Source organism: Candidatus Cardinium hertigii, from assembly GCF_050864915.1.
Taxonomy (GTDB): Bacteria; Bacteroidota; Bacteroidia; order Cytophagales; family Amoebophilaceae; genus Cardinium; species Cardinium hertigii_D.
The window spans coordinates 1-19,048 of the sequence record NZ_JBOZWY010000004.1 but is presented as its reverse complement, the minus strand read 5'-3'; the positions used below and the strand labels follow the sequence as shown (position 1 = coordinate 19,048).

Genomic DNA, 19,048 nt, shown 5'->3' with positions numbered 1-19,048 from the left:
AATATTTAATGCGTAAAATGTTTAAAATGCTAATTATTATCTATAAACTTGTTAAGGAATATAGGAAACGATTATATGTCCTTGCTAAAAAGTATCCATGCTACCTATAGTACTATAGTTCCTAAGTGTCTAAATCAGATTGCACCTGCAACACATAATATTGAAAAATAGATTGACTGGCTAGGTCAACAGCTGTTGTTTGTAACAAGTTCACAGCATCATTCTCTAAATCATAAATAGATAATAATACAGGTGTATGGCCAAAAACAATTATATAGCCACCTATCTTACACCTTGGTAAAATTCTGAGGTACAATTCTTTTGCTTCTGCTCTGGTAACTACCTCAGAGTTAAGAAATCTAATAAAAACAAAGTCTGAAAATCTACCTGGAATAGGTGCATAAAGGGAATCTAGATGGTAGACCGGATCAATACATTTTTTAGCAAATTCTACCATCGGTTTGCTGAGGTCCTGCCCAATTACACAACATGCTGGATAAGCTTTTTGTATCGTATCTAAAAATGTACCAGTTGAACAAGCTGGATCATAAATGGTCTTTCCTTTCAATGAAAACTGACTAAGAAATTGAATGGTATAGTTTCGAAGTACCTTCTCTCCAGCACTCAAATTTTTGGCCCTTAATGGATTAAGATTCCAGCCTGCTTTAGAAGAATGTCTTTCTTTTTTTTCTGTAGAAGAAAGGTATACGTATTTATATACGATATTACATTTACGGTCATGCAAAAGCTGATCAAATAGATATAGTTTTTCTCCTGATCTAATAGGACGATAAAATATAAGAATCCCCTCCTCAGATAATTGCTCTTCACAAACTACACCTACAATCATATGTGACTGAATTTGAGTGCAATGTAATTCTTTAATCTGGCCTTGCATATGCTGTGTAGATATGGTTTTTCTTCCAAAGAAATAGAGATTTTCTTTAGTAAAGAAGAAGAGATTTTGTGGGTACTCAGAAAAACCTTCAAAATGCCTTTGGACTTTTCTGCTATAAATGTCATTTATATTTAAATTTTTCAAACAACAAGAAGGGGGAATGATTACACGATAGTAATAATCCATTTCTCTGGATATTGTTTTATTATCAGGGAGATTCATCTCTTTGATAATAAATTCATCTTCATAAGTATACATTTTTTTATTTTTAACGTCAGTCGTACGTTTGTATTATAGGATTATGTTACTTAAAGAGCTGGAAAAAGGCCGCAACGTGATTAGTACTAGATACCGTCCGAAACGTTCAGCCCCCAGCTATTTTCATCTTAAAACTGAATAGTTCGCCGGCCATTAAAGCCCGTGTAAGCGACGCTAGTTAACAAGATGAATCAATTTAATAAAACATCTAATGATATAAAATACATAGGCATCGATATAGCAAAAAGTAGTTTTGTAGCTGCTTTCCCTAAAGGTAAAGGCTATACTACGACTACGTATAAGAACGATCCAAATGGCATTGCAATCTTTTTGTCTAAACTTGATAAATGCTTAGATCACTGTGTTTTAGAGGCGACTGGCAACTATGGTTGTTTATTAGTAAAGATGCTTTTAGAAGCTGACCTATCTGTTTCAGTTATTAACCCTAAGCAGATCAAACACTTTACTAAGGTAGTGAACCATATAACGAAAACTGACAAGGTAGATGCGGAACTTATTTCTCTGTATGGATCAAAGATGGAGCCTAAACCCTACAAAATGCCTTTAGCCAGTATACAAGCCTTAAAGCAACAAAAAACACTTTTTGCTCAGTTGAAGAAACAATTGACAATGTGTTATAACTTGCTAGAGTCTTTTAGTGTGTTACCTAAACCAGACACTGTATCTTTGACTATGGTCAAACAAACTATATCCTATTTGGAAGAACAAATAGTTATATTAGAGCAACAAATGCTTTCTATTACACAGGAAACTTATCAGGATCTCTATAAACGCATTAGCTCTATTAAAGGGATTGGCAATAGAACCACTATGGAACTTATCGTTTCCACTGGTGGAGGTAATCATTTTGAAAGCGCTAAACAGTTCTCTAAACATGTCGGTTTGGCACCTATTTATGAGCATTCAGGCTCATCGGTAAGAAAAAAATGTCATATTAATCGTCATGGGAACCCACAATTGCGTTCTTTGCTCTATATAGCTTCTTGGTCAGCTATACGCTTTAATAAGTCCTGTAAATACTTTTATGAAAGGTTAAAAGAAAGAGGGAAACCTGGTAAAGTGGCTCTTATTGCTGTAGCTAATAAACTGATTAGACAAGTATTTGCTATAATTAGAGACAATAGTTTTTATGTAGATGGACATCTATCTAAACTCAAGACAATCCATTAGAATTCGATTAGCTAGATACAACTACACGTTTGACTCAATAAAATCAAATTAGAAATAAAAAATTTTTTTTTAACATAGTTCGTTAAGCTTTTTTTGTACTAGGGTATTAGGCAAAATCGTCCGTAAATACACTGTAAGCCGATATTCCGAACTAGAAAATATATTTTATAAATTTTTTATTGATTTATAATGTTTTATAAGAGTTATGAGTTTTAAAAAACTTATATAATTTCTTATTTTGAGTCGTGATAAAAAGTTGAGACAATATTTAACTTAAATTAAGAAAATTTTATATTACTATCATAATCAAAATAAAAAATTATTAGTAATGTGAAATACCAAGTCTTACAGTGTATTTACGGACGATTTTGCCTAATACCCTTATGAGACAGTTTATGGGCTACTTTAGGTAGGTAATTTAGTTGTCTCGTAAAAGGACCGTTTGATGAGACAGAATAAAAATCTATATAATATACTGAATATCAGACTTAGATAGTCCGGTAAATAACATTACCTTATCTAATTGAAATCCATCTTTAAGCATAGCCTTGGCTATAGAAAGAGCTTTTTCTTTTTCGCCCTTTAGCTTACCTTTTTCTTCCCCTATTCGGATACCCTCTTCTCTACCCTCTTCTCTACCCTCTTGTCTCCCTTCTTCTCTACCCTCTTCTCTAGATTTTTGTTTCATGTAATCTTCTACAGCCTGATTATCCATGATGCGCTTGATCTCTTGTTCATAGGTAAACAATTCCTTTTCTGACCAGTTGAATCTATTTAACGCTTCATAGGCGCGTTGGATAACTAAATCAGAACCTATTAGTTTTTTTAGGTCTTCTTCGCTAGTAGAAGGAGCATGCTTAAAAAAGTAACACCACTTTTCTATAATAGTAGAGAGTCCTTCTATACAGCTAATATTAAATTTGGGTAACTCTATAAAAGTGAATGAAAAGTCTTTTAAATCTCTTTCATACGTTTTTTGCGTCTAGAATAACATGATTAGATAAGTAATCTTTTTTATCAGGAAATATAACATAATCCGTAATAGCTATAAAGATAACTGCTTTAAGATCTTGGTATCTAGCTCCTAATTCTTGGCCTGAGTTGAGTTGCCTGGAATAGGCCTTAGAGGCATAATACTGCGCTCTTTTTTCAAAACCTTGTTGGGGGGAAACCTGCATCTCTACAATTATTTGCTTCCCATACTGGTCTGTGCATAAGACATCTACTACACTTTCTTTCTTATATGCAATATCTGGATCCTGAATCGTGGATAAGAATGTAACTTTTTCTACCTTATCTGAGGCCTTTAAATTTAGCACATCATTGATAAGTGGATAAGAATATCTTTATGTTTTTCGCTACCAAATATCTTACGAAAGGCTACGTCGTTCTTGGGACTTAAAAACTTTGAAGTTACCATAGGGATATAGAAGAGCTATCAATCATGTCCTTCAATATAATAACTTTTAGGATTATAGTATGTCTATACTTCTAAAAAAGAATCTAATATCGCTATTCCGGCCATACTTTGTATAAGTTAAAACGGACGTTAAATGATAAACATTTTGGGTATATTATATACGGTATAAAACCACTACAAAATGTAGGGCTTCAATAGATAACCTATTATTTATAAAATAAAACGCGACAGAACCACTTATGCTACCTTATACTTAAATTGTTCGCAAGATGAGTTAAAGGATTCCTCAGATCCATCACTTATGTTATTATTAAGGAGTTCGATTCCATAATGTAAACCTGTTGTCCCACCATATCCTATATTATTATTTATAGGTAAAGATGACATAGAATGGACCAGATTCTGACAAACTGAAGCGTTTGCACTACATTTTTGACCATCAGATTTCTGAAATTCTTTTCTTTGTAAATTATGATCTTGAGTAGATTCTTTTAGATCTTTTGGTAGATATCCTCTATAGGCTAATGCTTGAGCAGACTCAATATGCGTATTATTTTCTTCTGAAATAGTACGATTTCTGTATTTAACACCTGTTTTCAATCGAATAAGGTAGTCACTTAATAATAAAGTACTATTGCTTACTAAATTATTTTCTATACTATTTATATTAGTAGATGATTTATTATCTGAAATTCTTGGTAACGATGGTGGTAATTCTATAGAAGAATATTCAATATTTATCATTTTTCCATAAACTAGATTGTTATCTAACATATTTAGACTTTCTTGATAAACATTATTTCTATCCTTACTAAACCAATTGGATATTCGACTGATTGGGTTTAATCTCACAAAACTCTTATGGAATAAATCAGATATACTTTTTATCAGTGAAGAATGCATATTACTACTAGATCCACTACTTACAGGTCTTATATTTTCAATACTTTGATATGAATCTACACTACGACGTTTTCTTTTATTTTCATCAGATCTTGTAGTAAATGATATATCTTGTATCATAGTATAATCTGAAGAATAGTATATACTCAAATTATTACATACGTTGCTTCCTGTTTCTATATATTGACCCATACCTTGTAATTCTATACGTACAGTATCATTTTTATACTTTTCTAATGTATCAAATCTACTATGATTACCATCTTTGGGATTAAAGGATAGGTGCCACTCAGTATATGGACTAAGAAAAGGATTATTATTTTCAAGCACAATAAGCATATCATTTAGATCTTCACATACTCCATCCCCTCGTTGATCAAAAGAATAACTTATCGTAGCATCAGTACTTTTCATTGTATATATATTATCATTACATCTATAATGATTATCACCTTGATGTTCTAGCACTATATGAAAATATGATAATAATGTATATAATTCCCTTTGATCTGATGCAGATCCATTTTTTAAAATAAAATCAGCACATATAGTTTTAAACTTAATTGCATTTTGCGGTAGACCTTCTATTATATCAGCTATTAGTACTATCTTTTCTCCGGAAAATAAAGATGATATGTTTAAATGATATTTATCACTTTTCCAATAATAAAATGGTCCTAAAGATCCTTCTTTACTGTTAAATATAGCATTACTGTGTCTAGTATTATAATTTTTATTAAAATTTATATTAAGTTCATAAAATTTATTCTTTATACTTTTTATATTTTGTGCTATATATGTAACATTTGAAATTAAACTATCGTTATGGTTTGGCTGCAAAACAGATGGTAATTCAAAGTCAAAAAATAATTGGGGAAATGGAAATGTATGGTGTAAAATTGATTTGTATAAATTATCATACATGTCTAATATGAGGTTGCCGCGTATGGTTAATTCTAAGCTATTAACAGTGTTTTCCAGTTCCTTATCTTTTATGCTAATTCCTATATTTTTACTATTGTTTACTTCTTCAATCAAGGAGGCTAATGCTTGCTGATCTCGATAAGATTCTATAGCAGCATACATTTCAATCATACTATCCATGCTATTTTGTAATTCAGTAATACAATACAATAATGGATCTTCTTGATCAAGTTCTAGGTCTTTGGTTATTATACTGATTTTATATTTTATAGAGTCTATAATGCGTTTTATTTCCCATTTTGATATAACAGGAATAGAAAAATCAGAGTTTTTTTCCAAATCACTTTTTAGGTCCAAAATATAATTATCCATATTTTCCATAAAGGGCAATATGATATCATACATATCATTTTCAAGTTTATCTAATAGATCCATTTTTAAATCTATTGATAGGATAGCATCAGCATATGCATCAACTTTAGCAGTATTATCTTTTATTGAATCATAATAATGACCTATTGAGTTAATAGCAATTACACCACCGTATATATTTTTTATTCTAGCTAAGTCTGCTTCAATGTATATAGAAGAAGGTATATGTACAGAAGATTTTGAATTTGAATCTTTATTTTCTTTTTCTAATTCACTTATTTTACTTTCAAATAGATGATAAAACTCTTCTCTTAGTTTATCTATTTTAGATATATTATCTCTACTTTTAATATTAAAAAAAGATGTGTTTTCTATCTCCTGCATCGTACTATCAAGTTCAGTTTTAAATCTTGATACGTTGACTTTCAGTTCATTCATATTAGTAGAAAGGGTGTCTATAGATGCAAGATCTTTTTCTACACTATCTAATTGTTTGCTAAAAACTTGATATATATCTGTGTATTTATCTTTCATTAGTTTAACATTATCCTTCGTTGTAGATACTACAGATAATAACCCTTTCGTTATACCATCCGAATCTAATTTTCCAGACATTAGGCTTTCAGTTACAGCAAACCCAAGCTGTATCGATTCAATAGCCAACATTCCCATTCCACTAGTACAAGCAAAAAATATACACCCTATCTCTACAAGAGTAAAAATTTCTTTCCTCTTTAATGATTTTTTTATTTTACTTTGTAATTTTATTATTTCACTTAATTTATCTTTATATTCTTTTTTCAATTCTGATATTTCATTAATATAAATATGAGTAGCATTTTGCATACTATCAATATTTTCATTTATTAATGGTTTAATTTTTTCATTAAGTAAAGTTTTATATTTATTTATTTTAAATTCTATTTTTTTATTGTAATTTTCAACAACTTTAGATACTAAATATATACTTTTTATATCTTCAAATTTATTAATATTATTTAATATACTATCTATATAATTATTTATATTTAAAATTAATGAACTTTCATTATATTTATTTATTTTACTTAAAAGAGCTATAGATAAGTATCTCAATACTTGTTTTTCATCTAACCAATGGTCATCACGTGGAGCATTATCCGCAAGTTCATATACTCGATTTAATAAAGATTGATAAAAAGGTAAAAAAGAAATATTCTTATGTAATTTATTGTAATTTTCTTCTAAAATTTGAAAGTCATTAACTAAGGATAGTACATCGTATAAATTTTTAATATCTTTATTAGTCTCTAAATCATTAAGAAAATTATTTAAATTTGACTGAAAATTTGAAGAAATTAAATTTTCTCTTGCATAACTTTTGTATTCATTGATTGCATAAGAAGGATATCCAATTACTTTTGTGAGTTCTATTATTTCTTTAGTATTATTACCATCAATACCGGGATTACCTGGTAAAGCAAAAGTTTTTGAAAGATTTTTTTTTCTTTCTTCCCATTCTGAATAACATAAATTATCATCTGTATGATTGTAATGAACCCTTTATAAATTACTTCAAAACTGTTTTCCCCATCTTTACTCCATTACACTATTACCTCCAGCTACCGATACTTTTCCCTTTTGGTCTGAGGAATTATTAACTAAAAATTTTGGGTATCTATTCGCTATCTAATCCAATAATCTTAATAATTCCCTGAATTACTTCCTTCTCGCAAACCGGAATCCGCACATTACCTCATACCACCTTTTGAGCCCTTATTTTCCGATAAATTATGAATACTTAACAAACTTTACATTTTTACACCTATGTTTTTTTTTTATTTCTACGTAAAGTGACATAACACTCAGGATTATTATTCAATGCATTGTTTTTTTCGTTTTCAGGAGTATGTATTTACACTTGATATCTAAGTTACTAGATGCTAATGCACTTGCTATCAGTAATTAATCACATTTCGAATAGCTTATAAGTATCGTAATACTTAAATAATAGCTTTTCATCGTTTCCAACTTAGAAATTAATCTCCATTTTTCTATACAACTCACGAATAGAACATGGATGGACGTTCTTACCTGGATGCTATATAATTTTTTACAATCCTCATGACAAACCATATCTTCCATCATTCCATTACTCCATCTTGTCCTTTACCACCTTTAACCACCAAATTAGCACTAATGGTATGAGGATTACTAGGAATGTAATAAAAGATGTTTTTCCTATAACAAAATATTTCCAGCAGAGCCACCTGGCTAATCCAGGCCAAACCAATCTTCCCGCGAGATCCTGGACCAATCGGCTACGTGCTATTTATTAGAATGATCTACTCCAGGCTCCACCGATCTATATTATTTGATGATTACCTATAACCCTAGTTTGGGTGCATATAATACCTAAGTTTATACCTGTTTCACTTTAAACTAGTGTCAATAAATGTTTATCTAATGCAAGATTGATATTTTTCGAATTTTTTCACTACAGTTATATTTTTATATCCTAATTCCTTATCCTAATATATTTTCCTTTTACAACTAAACTCTCATTATCACATAAGAATTTATAGTTGTATTTTTTAATGTCCAATCCTAATGTTTTATTTAAAAAAAGTAAGTCCTTCTTGGATTTAACCGAACGGTGTCATAAACCAGTTTTCTTCACCTATTCCAGAATTGGAAGCGAAATTAATGGCAAAATTGAATGTATAAACATTAATGATGTTACCGTTGATTAGCGTTAAGAAATATTTCAATTTCAGCCTGAACATGATTTAATACATCTTTATATCGATGAGTAATCTTTCTGTACATAAATTCTGATAACCAAGTATTAGTTCATTTAACAAAATATACGCAAAATTTTTTAGCAATATTAAAGATCATTAATAACATCTTCTAATCCTTTCAAAAAGTTACATTCTGATAATTTTACACGTATTTTTATCTGATATATTCCTCATTATTAACAAGATAAGATTTGAATATCCATTAAATCTCATCTATATTTCATCGCTATGGTGTAAAATAGTGATAAACTTTCATTAGAATGTCCATTAAAATTTAGTAACAATTTGTTTAGGAAAACTTAGTTCTAACAGAAGAAGAATCGAGTTCTGATTTAATCTTAACAAGAATTGATTCCTTTTTCCCAATTCGATTAATTATCTCTTGGAAATTATTTGAAGTAGGTTTTCTATAGAAAGAAATATTATTTTTTATTTCTTCTATAGGTTTCCTGGATATTTGTACATAGTACATTTAACCAAATTAGAATATATTTCTAATATTTGTGTTATAATTGTATTAATCTAATGCTATAGCAGAAATCAGGGGGTATTCAAAACCAAAAAGCGCAGCCTTGATCCCCTCTATTATATGTTCCGAAAAAAAAATTTAAAAATTTCTCTGATCAAAAAGAAAAAATTACTGGCTGTGGTTGGTTTTATTATTAGGCTCTTGGAATAAACTAGCAATAGTAGATTGTATATTTCCTTGGATATCCTATACCAATTATACTTAATTATCAAATGTTATTACACCTATATCTAAAGCGATCTAAAAGGTGGTAATTAACTTTATTCCGAAACATTGATACATACGTATAAAATAGAACTATTTTCGAAATTTATCTTTGTTAAGTTTTACAACTGATGCAAACCTAATCTTGCATTATCATCATTTGAATTATTTCTTCAATTCCATATAAATAGCGACATCCCAATCAATAGCATGACTTAATAAGTCACAATAATGAAATATTATTTTTTTCCCTAAGGATCTACGACTAGTAAGGAAAACAGGTTTCAAAACTAACAGTAAGTCTATTTGTTCAGTATAATAAGAACCTGTATAGCCAGATTATAATGTCAAATGATCTTGCGTATCACTACATAAGAATTATTTCCTTTATTATCACAATATATAAACATTATTATCTTCTGATGACGTATGTTAGTATTTCCACAACTAATCAACCGAATCTTTAGGTCATACGTGAACATAGTAGTAGTATTTACAGGTTCTGTCGCAACTGTTTTAAGGGACGGTTTAATTTTATTACATTTTAGTTAAAAATTGACTAAAAACTGTTTACTAATTACACCAAAAATTATTTTCGGTATTTTAAAGGATTTTGTCTTGCCCCGACTTAGTTTCTATTTCAGATTTTATCACCAAGCAAGCCACGGAATGGCTTTTGAACAAGGTTCGCTCCAGTACATCTATAGTTGGAATAAATACAGCCCGCTCTATTCCCGAGCATATACTTGATAAGTTCCTTGCGCTATAATACTCCTTTATCAGTGCGCATTTGCAAGTGGAATTAAGATACGAAATTAATCATTTTGAATATGTTGTGTAAATTTTTCAATCCTAAGTATCGGTACAGCTTCTACTAAAATGTTCTCATGCGAGTCGTGTCTGGCCTGATGTAATAATCCCTGCCAAAAAAGTCATCCTGATAAAGGTTAAGTCTTCTAGCTAAATGTACTTGGAGTAAAAACACTGGAAGGTAAATGATTTTTTATCCTGGAGTAATACCTATTTTCTCAAGTAACAAAGCAAAACAGAAATCCAGCCCTATCGCATGGCCTTAACGGGTGCATATTAATAATTCCAAATTCTGTGCACCTGAAAATAAACCATTCGGGTTAGGGTAAGTTCACTTCAAGGTAAAGCTAATGAATCGGAATATCTTTCGGCGACTGGGAAAAAATTTGTCCTGGGCAAATAATAGTTGTTCATTGATAATTAATTATAGAATTAAATTTATTATGTAAATCCATTATCTCCTAAGGGTACACCTCATATGAAGATAATATCCCAAAGTCAACATTATCGCATTAATGAGATAACTATATGCGATAGATTCAATGATATAAAATTATATGAGATAATTTAACTAATCAAAACATGTTCATAAGGGCTTATTTGAGAGGCATCAACAAAAGATCATATGCTGATCGAAGCAAAAGATATATGGATCAGTTGTGCACGAAAGAGGATAATAAATTGCCAGTTACTATCGTGAAAATATTAGTGGAACAAAACTCGGAAAGACAGAATTAGCAACGATATTTGACCGATAGTCATCCAAATGATATCTTATCTAGAAGAAATGGACCGATTAACTAGGTTTAACAAACAGTGACTGGAAACACTAAAAAAAAGATTCAACACACCTCAACTCAGAATTGTTAGTCTGGCATATACCTACCTCTTTGCAAGCCCGTTAGATAAACAACAACCAGATTAAAATGAAATCCAGTAACAACAGCCGTAATTTCCTCTATCAATAATGATGATTATTGGATACTAATGGCCACAATCGTCTTTAAAGATTGGATTAAGCCCGGTCTAAATAGGAAAACAAGGCAATAAAAAAAGACATGAACAGGGTAATATAAGGAGAAGGCGATCATGAGAGACACAAGAAAGTTATATACTATAGACATGTCAAAAAACTAAGTATACAGGAAACTGCATATGCTACCGGGTACAGCAAGGCACAGATATGTCGTATTCAACGGTTGAATATACTAAATAATTTAACAGATGAGCAAAAAAACTTTTAACTTTTTAATAAAAATTAATATCCTAAAATCTTTCTAAATCAATCTATTTAATAATATATATAGAGCCTTAACGTACAATAATTCCCCATATCCAAGTTGACCCCTAGTACGTCTGAAGATGAACTACTTAGATATAAAAAAGCTGCTTTTGCAGCAATGGTTCTAAAGCAAGGTATCTATAGAGATTTTACGCAATGGTTTTCTGATCGTATCGGTTTAATTGTAGAATTTATAGAAAAAGATTACACTAGTTACGCTGATGCAGCATTTTTATATACGTTGAAAGTAGATGACAACCCAAATTTACTGGAAACAATAAAAAACGCTAACCCAAAATTAAAGAATGTAGCCATGTCTGTAGCTGAAAAATTAATACAAGAGGGTATCCAAATAGGGGAAGAAAAGGGTAAGCTAGAGGGTAAGCTAGAGGGCAAAAAATGCAAAGCTCTTTCTATAGCTAAGGCTATGCTTCTCAAGGGTTACTCTACGGAAGAGATTACGATTCTTACTGGTTTATCTAAGTCTGATATTCAGTCTATTATGTAATAATCTATAGATTACTCATATATGGGGTCACGTCAGGAAACGGAAAATAAAGCACGTTAGCCCTGTTTATTTTCTATGTTAAAAATTATATTTGCCTGTAAATAAATTAAAAAAATAATTGTAATTATTTTTACTATCTTGTATGAAATTCTGAAAAGTGCTATAGAAATATTTTTGTATATAAGGTAAAATATAGTTTGTTTACCAGTTAATTCGTTTTAAGTAAAAAATCTGATTTTCAAACAAACTTTATCAAATAACTCGGCTGTAAGACTCACTAATCTGCAGTACAGAAAATAGAAAATATCATTAACGTGCTTTATTTTCCGTTTCCTGACGTGACCCCTACTAACGTCAATTCTTCTTTTAATAAGTCTAAGACTATTTTAGTTTTCTCTACTGAACTAAACTTTCTAACCTTTTTTCTTCTCATTTGATAAACTCGATTGTGAAACAATAAAACTAATACAATAAGAAACATTTTATCTCATTTATTGTCCAGTTTTTTCGGGCCACTATAAAATGGACAGATCCCCGTATAACCTAACAAAACCCATATTTAGTTAATAGTTCATCTGTAAAAAAAGTTATTTTATCTTTAATAAAATGTTTAGCTAAACTAGGATGAAATAGGACAGATGCACTAGAATATAAATTTCTACCTATTAATACGCCCTCTGGCCATGGATTTTCTTTAAAAACTAGCTTATCCCAATAAACAATATCATTTATAGGATCCTTGTCTTCATATCCTTCGCTGGGTATAGATTCTTCTAAATCGACTGCATCAATTAAGTTGAACAGGTTCATAAGATAAAAATTCCTATTCACAAACTCTGGTTTTTTACCATCCTTATTAGTAACAATCACCGGAAAGGATTCAAATTGTTCAGGACATAGACTATTAAACTTATCTAATATAGTTTTATGAACTAATAAGGGACTTTGTTTTAAAAAATGTATATTTTTTCCACTTGCTGGATCATATTTACTTGTAGTAGTTGAGATTTAATCTGACAATTGTTAAATTGTGTTGATATAAATAGCGACTATTATTATGAACTTACATCAAAAAATAATTAAACCTAAACTAGGTTTATTAGATCTAGCCAAAACGTTGGGTAATATCTCATCAGCGTGTAAAAGCATGGGTTATAGTAGAGATAGCTATTACCGCTTTAAATCCTTGTATGAAACAGGCGGTCAAGAGGCGTTACATGAGATAAGCCGCAGGAAGCCGATCATGGCTAATAGAGTAGATCCTAGTATAGAAAAGCAGTAGTAGATATGGCGATAGATTATCCAGCCTATGGTCAACTTAGGTATCCAATGAGTTAAATCAGCAAGGTATACTGGTCTCTTCCAGGCGGTGTCAAGTCTATCTGGTTACGTAATGATTTAAATAATATAAAAAAACGTCTTAAAGCATTAGAAGCCAAAATGGCTCAAGATGGTCTTGTTTTAACTGAATCCCAGCTAGCCGCATTAGAAAAACGTAAGAATGAACAAGAAGCATTTGGAGAAATAGATACAGAACACCCTGGTTATTTAGGCTGTCAAGATACTTTATTATGTTGGTAACTTTAAAGGGAATAGGTAAGGTTTATACCCAGGTATTTATAGATAGCTATTCTCGAGTAGCTAATGCCAAAACTCTATACTGATAAAACAGCTTTGACAGCTGCTGATATGTTAAATGATAGAGTACTGCCTTGGTATCAAGAACAAAGCATACCCCTCTTGCGCATTCTAACAGATAGAGGCACTGAGTATAAAGGCAAAATAGAGCATCATGCCTTTGAGTTGTTTTTAAGCATAGAAGGCATAGAACTACTGTTACTAAAGCCTATTCACCGCAAACCAACGGGTTCTGTGAACGGTTTAACAAAACAATGAAACAGGAATTCTTTGATACAGCTATGCGTAAAAAAATCTATACAGACCTGGATGATTTGCAAGAGGATTTAGATAACTGGTTACACTACTATAATCATGAGCGACCCCATTCTGGAAAGTACTGTTACGGAAAAACACCTATACAAACTTGGCAAGATAGCAAAAAACTAGTCTTTGAAAAAAATAATCAAATCTCGTATCTTAAAAGAATACCTGACAAACTAAACTTAACTGACATGAATACATTCTAAATTTTTACTTCCTGTCAGATTAAATCTCAACTACTACATGTTTCAAGGTCTGATTCTATACCAGGTAGTTCTGACTGGCAGCCAGCTAATTTTTCTTTAGTTTCGTTACAAACAACTTCTGAATCGGAAAAATGCTCTATAACTTTACCTATTTTCCCCCACCATGTTTTATAGCCTTGAGATATTTTAGCTTTGTATTCATAAATTTTACGATCCGTAATTTTCTTGCGTAAGCATAAGTTTGAACGTTTTTTCTTCCATGCTTTATACTGCTTAAAATCAGATTGCTCTTCCGGTGTTAACGATCTAAAGCCATTTTTAACTGATTTAGTAACAGAAGAATGTATAAATTTATACATATCTTCTATTTCTTCATAATCATATTCTCCCTGAAGATCTGAATCTGAAATTAAACCATCTGTGCTAGAAGAATCGTTGGAATCTGAAATATTTTTCTTCGAATCGTAATCTGAAGCAGTGTTTTTTTAAATTTAATATAATAATCTTTACCATCTTCATGGATTGTCCTATTGTATATACGATCCATTTCAAACCATATATAGCTCAATACGATCGATAAATGGTTCATACCTGGCAAGGGAGAGGTAAGACGAGTAGAATTTTTTCGCTCATCATACAAAAGGCTATCTACTTCATCTACAATACATAGGTCACATGTACGATTTGAACGGATATCCATACCGGAGAACTCGGTACGTAAAATATCCCCTTGAAAGTCTATAGGAGTACCATAGACTACATCTTTTTTATATACTTGCTTAATCAACTCTTGGGACTTGGCATTCTCTCGACTGTTCTCACCTACACTTACGTTTAACATCGAAAAGAAACCTTTTTGACGATTTACTTCGGTAATTGTTAATTCCGTAGAGGTGGTCACTACATCTACCGATCTTCCCTTTAAGGCGTAAAAAGCAGCAAGCATTGCTATAATAACAGATTTACCCTCTCCGGTATTAACTTGGAGCAAACGACCAAAGCCTTTTAATGGATTAGCTAAGATCAATAGCGATAAGAGTTGTGTCTCCCTAGGAAAATATTTATGTTCTAGATGAACAGCATGAAAAATTACGGCTATAATTTCTTTATCTGGAACCGATGCACTACCCTTCATACGGCTACTCCATTCGTGAATACGACCCGAAGACCATTTACAAATGGGAGAACCAGGTAGAATAGAAGATAGACCATTGTAGGTATCCATTACTTCTTGCACACTGGAATCTAATGAATCTATATCGCTTACAAAATCAACATTGGGAGACATCGACTTAATTTGATCGATCAGTTCTCTACGCGTGTACTGTTTAACGCCCTTAAAGGATGAGGAAATAACGCTCGAATGGATAGTAGATTCCCAAATAGAAGGCTCATATAGATGCGAATCCATAAACGAAAATGCCTCTATAGCTGTAGGGGAATCAACTTTATATTCATATAATAAGTTGAAGCACTTAATAAAATATTTTACTATAGATTCATTTATGTCTGTATCTACCTGGATAGACTGTAGAGATGAGGGAAATCCATTTGAGGAAGAAGGGGGGCTACTTAAAGCAGTATGCAAGGATGATAACAGTTTTTTAAAGGGACCTAAGGTATCTACAGGGCAGGCATAACGGAAAAAAGTAGGCAATTGGTTATCCAGTAGGCCAACATGATCGGGAAATAAACTTTTAAACCGAGCGTTTATTAAACGAGTGGATAATACAACCCTACAATTATTTAAGCAAGAAGCTCCATCTAAAATTTCTTCAGAACAAAGTGTGGATGATATATCGGAAATAGAAAACTTATGATCAGATATAAATTTTATAAAATCTGATAAAGGTTTAAAATCCTTCAATAGCTTGGTAACCTCTACTACCTTCTCAATCATCAAAGGAGGACAAGTGTACTTAGATACAAAGGCTGTTAAACGATTACGTTAAATCTTATCTAGGCTAACCTGACTGGAGGATAATAAATGATCGATATACCTACCGGGTAACCAAGTAGACCATTCTTTATAATGACTGATCAAAGTAGGTACATGGGTATAATCAGCAATAGGAGATAAAAACTTTAAGAGATCTAATAAGTCTATTAAAGCCATCAAGGATTCCTTGGAAGAAGCACCCTTAGTCTTATTACGTATGGCATATAACAATGCCTCGATAGAACCTCTTTTATCTTTATCTTTATAACCCGAAACTAGCTCATCTAATCTAGAGACGAGATATGGGTAAAGAAGCTTATTCGAATCTGCAGCATAAGAATTTTTTAAATCGGCAACTAGAGATTCTTTTACCCAAACATCCAATGGACGCGTAGAAAGAATAGGGTAGGAAAAGCTTACGCCTTGCATAAAGCAGGAAATAATAGATTTTTGCAAATCCGACTCTGCTTTTATAAGTTTTTCTTTGAAGATTGGTATAAATTTTTCCTTAAAATTTGTAAGGTTGTCTCCCTTGAGCTTACTGCACACATGGTCTATAAAATCATCTACTCTAGACCAAGTACCTGAATGACTATATTGATAATTACTAGATGATCGACTGGTAAAAGAAGCCATTGCGGCACACAAGGCATCTACATTAGGGCGAAATAGAGGAGGGGTAGAGGATAGCGAAATAGGATGGTTGATATAGTGACCTTCTTCAGGAACTCTAAAATAATTAGTTTGGTTAAAAGCTAACAGATCAGACCATCTGCTTCCTAATTGATTAATCTTTTCAGCAGATAGGTGGATACCATCACGGATCAGGTCGGGCATACGGTCTGATTTAAACGCACGTACCATCTCATTGGCATGAGATATAGCATATATCCCACAATTATTTCCATTTTCTTGCAGCGAAACAGATAGTTTATGGATCTGAGCAACACCTGAATCGCGCAATGCTGAAAAAATTATATCGTCTTGATCGGTAGAGGCTATCGAATTTGCGTAAAAAGCATGGTAGCGGGAAGGACTTTCTTCCTTAACGAACACCGTAACCCAGTGGTTACCCTTTACCTGAATTAAAGAGATAAACGGAAGAGATTGATTACTAGAAATATGGGACGATAGGGAGCCACGTAAAGTATCTACTGAACTATCAGAATCATTCACTACATCGAGCCTTACGATTTTATCGGAATATAAATGAGGATATATGACACGAATCACATTGTATAACGTCTCATCTGATAGCCATGATTTAGACAAACCAGAATTCTTAGAAGTAGATTCTTCTGAAATACTTGATTTAAATAGGGGCGTAGAAGGATAGGATCCTTCGGAACCAAAACAAGAGGAAGAGGCAGAACCATAGTCACTATCAAAAGAGGGATATGCATCTAAACCGAAAGCCTTAAACGAATCTTCTAATGAGCGAATAACAGATAGGTCCGGTAAAGAAGAGGATTCGTATAATTTTTTTTCCATGAAAATAGAGCATTAAACAGAGAAACAATGGACTAATTCATAACGTAAGACGTACGTTAACAGGTAGATAAATCGTAGACCAACTCTGATATAATATTCCTTACATCAGAGGGAAGGACTAACGTTTAGACTCACTGGTACTAGTACTACTTGCGTTACTAGGAACATAGCCAGCGGCACGCACTAAAGGACTACTTGAGGCTTGGGATGCAGCTAATCTGGCAGCTTCAGCTTTTTTTCTAAAGTCTAAAGCTGAACTTGAACTACCAGAAGCACAGGAAGATGTACTTGCGCTTGGAGAATATGAGGAGCCAGAGGAGGTACTCGACATATAAGAATAAGAATATGATGCTTGTTCCATTAACTCTTTTTCTCTTTGTAAACGCTCCTCTTCTTCCTTCTCCTCTTTACGTTTCTTTAATGCAATGCGCTCAACACAACCGCAGCATTCTCTACAGCGATATTTACAATGGGGGCAAGCATAACATTTTGGACACAACACAATATGCGTTTTACAAGCACAGGTACAATGGCGCTCACAATATGTAATATCATCGGCTTTAGTCTCCTCACCACGATTCGCTATATCTCTACCTATCAATATAAGTGGACCCAAAATAGGAATCACACCTAAAGGATAGGTACCTAAATCTTTCCCTTCATCACATCTCCAACCACACTTACAACGCAGGTAAAAGTTCTTACAACCACTAGAATAACATCGATCATAATCCCATCTACCACCTCCTAGTAATCCTCTATTACCTATATATACTATTTCTTTACCATCAGATGTTTTTTCAATATGAATCATATGTGATGCATCTTTAGCATCGCCATTTAACATAGACTCTATACTTAAACCGTCGGATACAGCAACAGGTAGGAATCTAATAGATTGCGAAAAATCGGGGAATGCTTTTGCATATACTTTACCTTCCCAAATACCATCCTTTTCTAAAAAGGAAACCAAATACCCATTAGATGCCTGAAAAAGTCTCTCCTTAGCTATTGATCTACAAGACGCATGAGATGCTTGAGTAACTGACCTTACTGAATGCATACCTATTTTATGCATCCTATTACAAGCAGTTAAAAACAATAAAAGTACAAGATGTGATAGGATTTTTATCATAATAATCCTTAAACAGGTTATGTATAAAAAGTAAATTTCACTAATTCTAATGATTTTTTGTATAAAACACAAATTATAATCGAAAAAATAATTATTAGAGCGGATAATTCAAGAGTATGTCTATTTTGTTTTAAACAATTAGTTATTCTATTAATTTTAGTTATTTTTTAACTAAAATTATACATTTTAAATACTATAGTGGACCGAAAAAACTGGACAGAAAATTAGATACTTTGTTTCGTATTGTATTAGTT

At 32.0% G+C, this 19,048-nt stretch carries 10 protein-coding genes and 3 pseudogenes; 3 read left to right on the top strand and 10 right to left on the bottom strand.

Translation table 11 applies throughout. From position 1 onward, the window contains the following. Window positions 1-121: 121 nt before the first annotated feature. The gene (locus ACRRVD_RS03060) at window positions 122-1,156 is read right to left on the bottom strand and encodes a class I SAM-dependent methyltransferase (RefSeq protein WP_432461676.1); all 1,035 of its coding nucleotides are present in this window, start codon (window positions 1,154-1,156) and stop codon (window positions 122-124) included. A 186-nt stretch (window positions 1,157-1,342) separates the two neighbouring features. Between ACRRVD_RS03060 and ACRRVD_RS03055 the strand changes: the two genes are divergently transcribed. Further along, complete coding sequence (locus tag ACRRVD_RS03055; RefSeq protein WP_432461675.1) at window positions 1,343-2,347, top strand: IS110 family RNA-guided transposase; 1,005 nt, start codon at window positions 1,343-1,345, stop codon at window positions 2,345-2,347. Between the two features lie 463 nt (window positions 2,348-2,810). Here the strand turns inward: ACRRVD_RS03055 and ACRRVD_RS04305 are convergent, their stop codons facing one another. The 4 genes and pseudogenes from ACRRVD_RS04305 to ACRRVD_RS03040 all read right to left on the bottom strand — a co-directional run bounded on the left by ACRRVD_RS04305 (window position 2,811) and on the right by ACRRVD_RS03040 (window position 7,061). Beyond that, window positions 2,811-3,035 (bottom strand): Rpn/YhgA-type helix-turn-helix domain-containing protein, encoded by a 225-nt coding sequence (locus ACRRVD_RS04305; RefSeq protein WP_490036322.1) that lies wholly within the window; start codon window positions 3,033-3,035, stop codon window positions 2,811-2,813. 21 nt (window positions 3,036-3,056) lie between these two features. Continuing rightward, a pseudogene (locus tag ACRRVD_RS04300) lies at window positions 3,057-3,290 on the bottom strand (PD-(D/E)XK nuclease family transposase); the annotation flags it as partial. A 22-nt stretch (window positions 3,291-3,312) separates the two neighbouring features. Beyond that, window positions 3,313-3,666: an Rpn family recombination-promoting nuclease/putative transposase gene (locus tag ACRRVD_RS03045; protein ID WP_432461674.1), complete on the bottom strand. Its 354-nt coding sequence runs from the start codon at window positions 3,664-3,666 to the stop codon at window positions 3,313-3,315. Window positions 3,667-4,004: 338 nt separating this feature from the next. Beyond that, complete coding sequence (locus ACRRVD_RS03040; protein WP_432461673.1) at window positions 4,005-7,061, bottom strand: transcriptional regulator; 3,057 nt, start codon at window positions 7,059-7,061, stop codon at window positions 4,005-4,007. Between the two features lie 4,580 nt (window positions 7,062-11,641). Between ACRRVD_RS03040 and ACRRVD_RS03035 the strand changes: the two are divergent. After that, window positions 11,642-12,082 (top strand): annotated as a pseudogene (locus ACRRVD_RS03035) (Rpn/YhgA-type helix-turn-helix domain-containing protein); the annotation flags it as partial. A 543-nt stretch (window positions 12,083-12,625) separates the two neighbouring features. Here ACRRVD_RS03035 and ACRRVD_RS03030 read toward each other — a convergent pair. Then, window positions 12,626-13,045, bottom strand: a complete 420-nt coding sequence (locus ACRRVD_RS03030) for an imm11 family protein (RefSeq protein ID WP_432461737.1) — start codon at window positions 13,043-13,045, stop codon at window positions 12,626-12,628. A gap of 94 nt (window positions 13,046-13,139) precedes the next feature. Between ACRRVD_RS03030 and ACRRVD_RS03025 the strand changes: the two are divergent. Further along, window positions 13,140-14,229: pseudogene (locus ACRRVD_RS03025) on the top strand (IS481 family transposase). A gap of 26 nt (window positions 14,230-14,255) precedes the next feature. On the opposite strand, the gene ACRRVD_RS03020 reads toward ACRRVD_RS03025, so the two are convergent. From ACRRVD_RS03020 to ACRRVD_RS03005, 4 genes are all read right to left on the bottom strand, one after another. Beyond that, on the bottom strand, window positions 14,256-14,588 hold the full coding sequence (locus ACRRVD_RS03020) for a hypothetical protein (RefSeq protein ID WP_432461672.1): 333 nt from the start codon (window positions 14,586-14,588) through the stop codon (window positions 14,256-14,258). Window positions 14,589-14,638: 50 nt separating this feature from the next. Further along, entirely contained in the window at window positions 14,639-16,129 is a 1,491-nt protein-coding gene (locus ACRRVD_RS03015) for a DEAD/DEAH box helicase (RefSeq protein WP_432461671.1), read from the bottom strand. 48 nt (window positions 16,130-16,177) lie between these two features. Continuing rightward, window positions 16,178-17,659, bottom strand: a complete 1,482-nt coding sequence (locus ACRRVD_RS03010; protein WP_432461670.1) for a hypothetical protein — start codon at window positions 17,657-17,659, stop codon at window positions 16,178-16,180. A 118-nt stretch (window positions 17,660-17,777) separates the two neighbouring features. Continuing rightward, window positions 17,778-18,794, bottom strand: coding sequence for a hypothetical protein (locus tag ACRRVD_RS03005; protein ID WP_432461669.1), 1,017 nt, complete (start codon window positions 18,792-18,794; stop codon window positions 17,778-17,780). Window positions 18,795-19,048: the final 254 nt, after the last annotated feature.

What these genes read in the sequence shown, in the direction of transcription:
- ACRRVD_RS03060 (WP_432461676.1), bottom strand. Translation starts at nt 1,156, where the DNA reads ATGTATACTTATGAAGATGAATTTATTATCAAAGAGATGAATCTCCCT.
- ACRRVD_RS03055 (WP_432461675.1), top strand. Translation starts at nt 1,343, where the DNA reads ATGAATCAATTTAATAAAACATCTAATGATATAAAATACATAGGCATC.
- ACRRVD_RS04305 (WP_490036322.1), bottom strand. Translation starts at nt 3,035, where the DNA reads ATGAAACAAAAATCTAGAGAAGAGGGTAGAGAAGAAGGGAGACAAGAG.
- ACRRVD_RS03020 (WP_432461672.1), bottom strand. Translation starts at nt 14,588, where the DNA reads ATGTATAAATTTATACATTCTTCTGTTACTAAATCAGTTAAAAATGGC.
- ACRRVD_RS03015 (WP_432461671.1), bottom strand. Translation starts at nt 16,129, where the DNA reads ATGATTGAGAAGGTAGTAGAGGTTACCAAGCTATTGAAGGATTTTAAA.
- ACRRVD_RS03010 (WP_432461670.1), bottom strand. Translation starts at nt 17,659, where the DNA reads ATGGAAAAAAAATTATACGAATCCTCTTCTTTACCGGACCTATCTGTT.
- ACRRVD_RS03005 (WP_432461669.1), bottom strand. Translation starts at nt 18,794, where the DNA reads ATGATAAAAATCCTATCACATCTTGTACTTTTATTGTTTTTAACTGCT.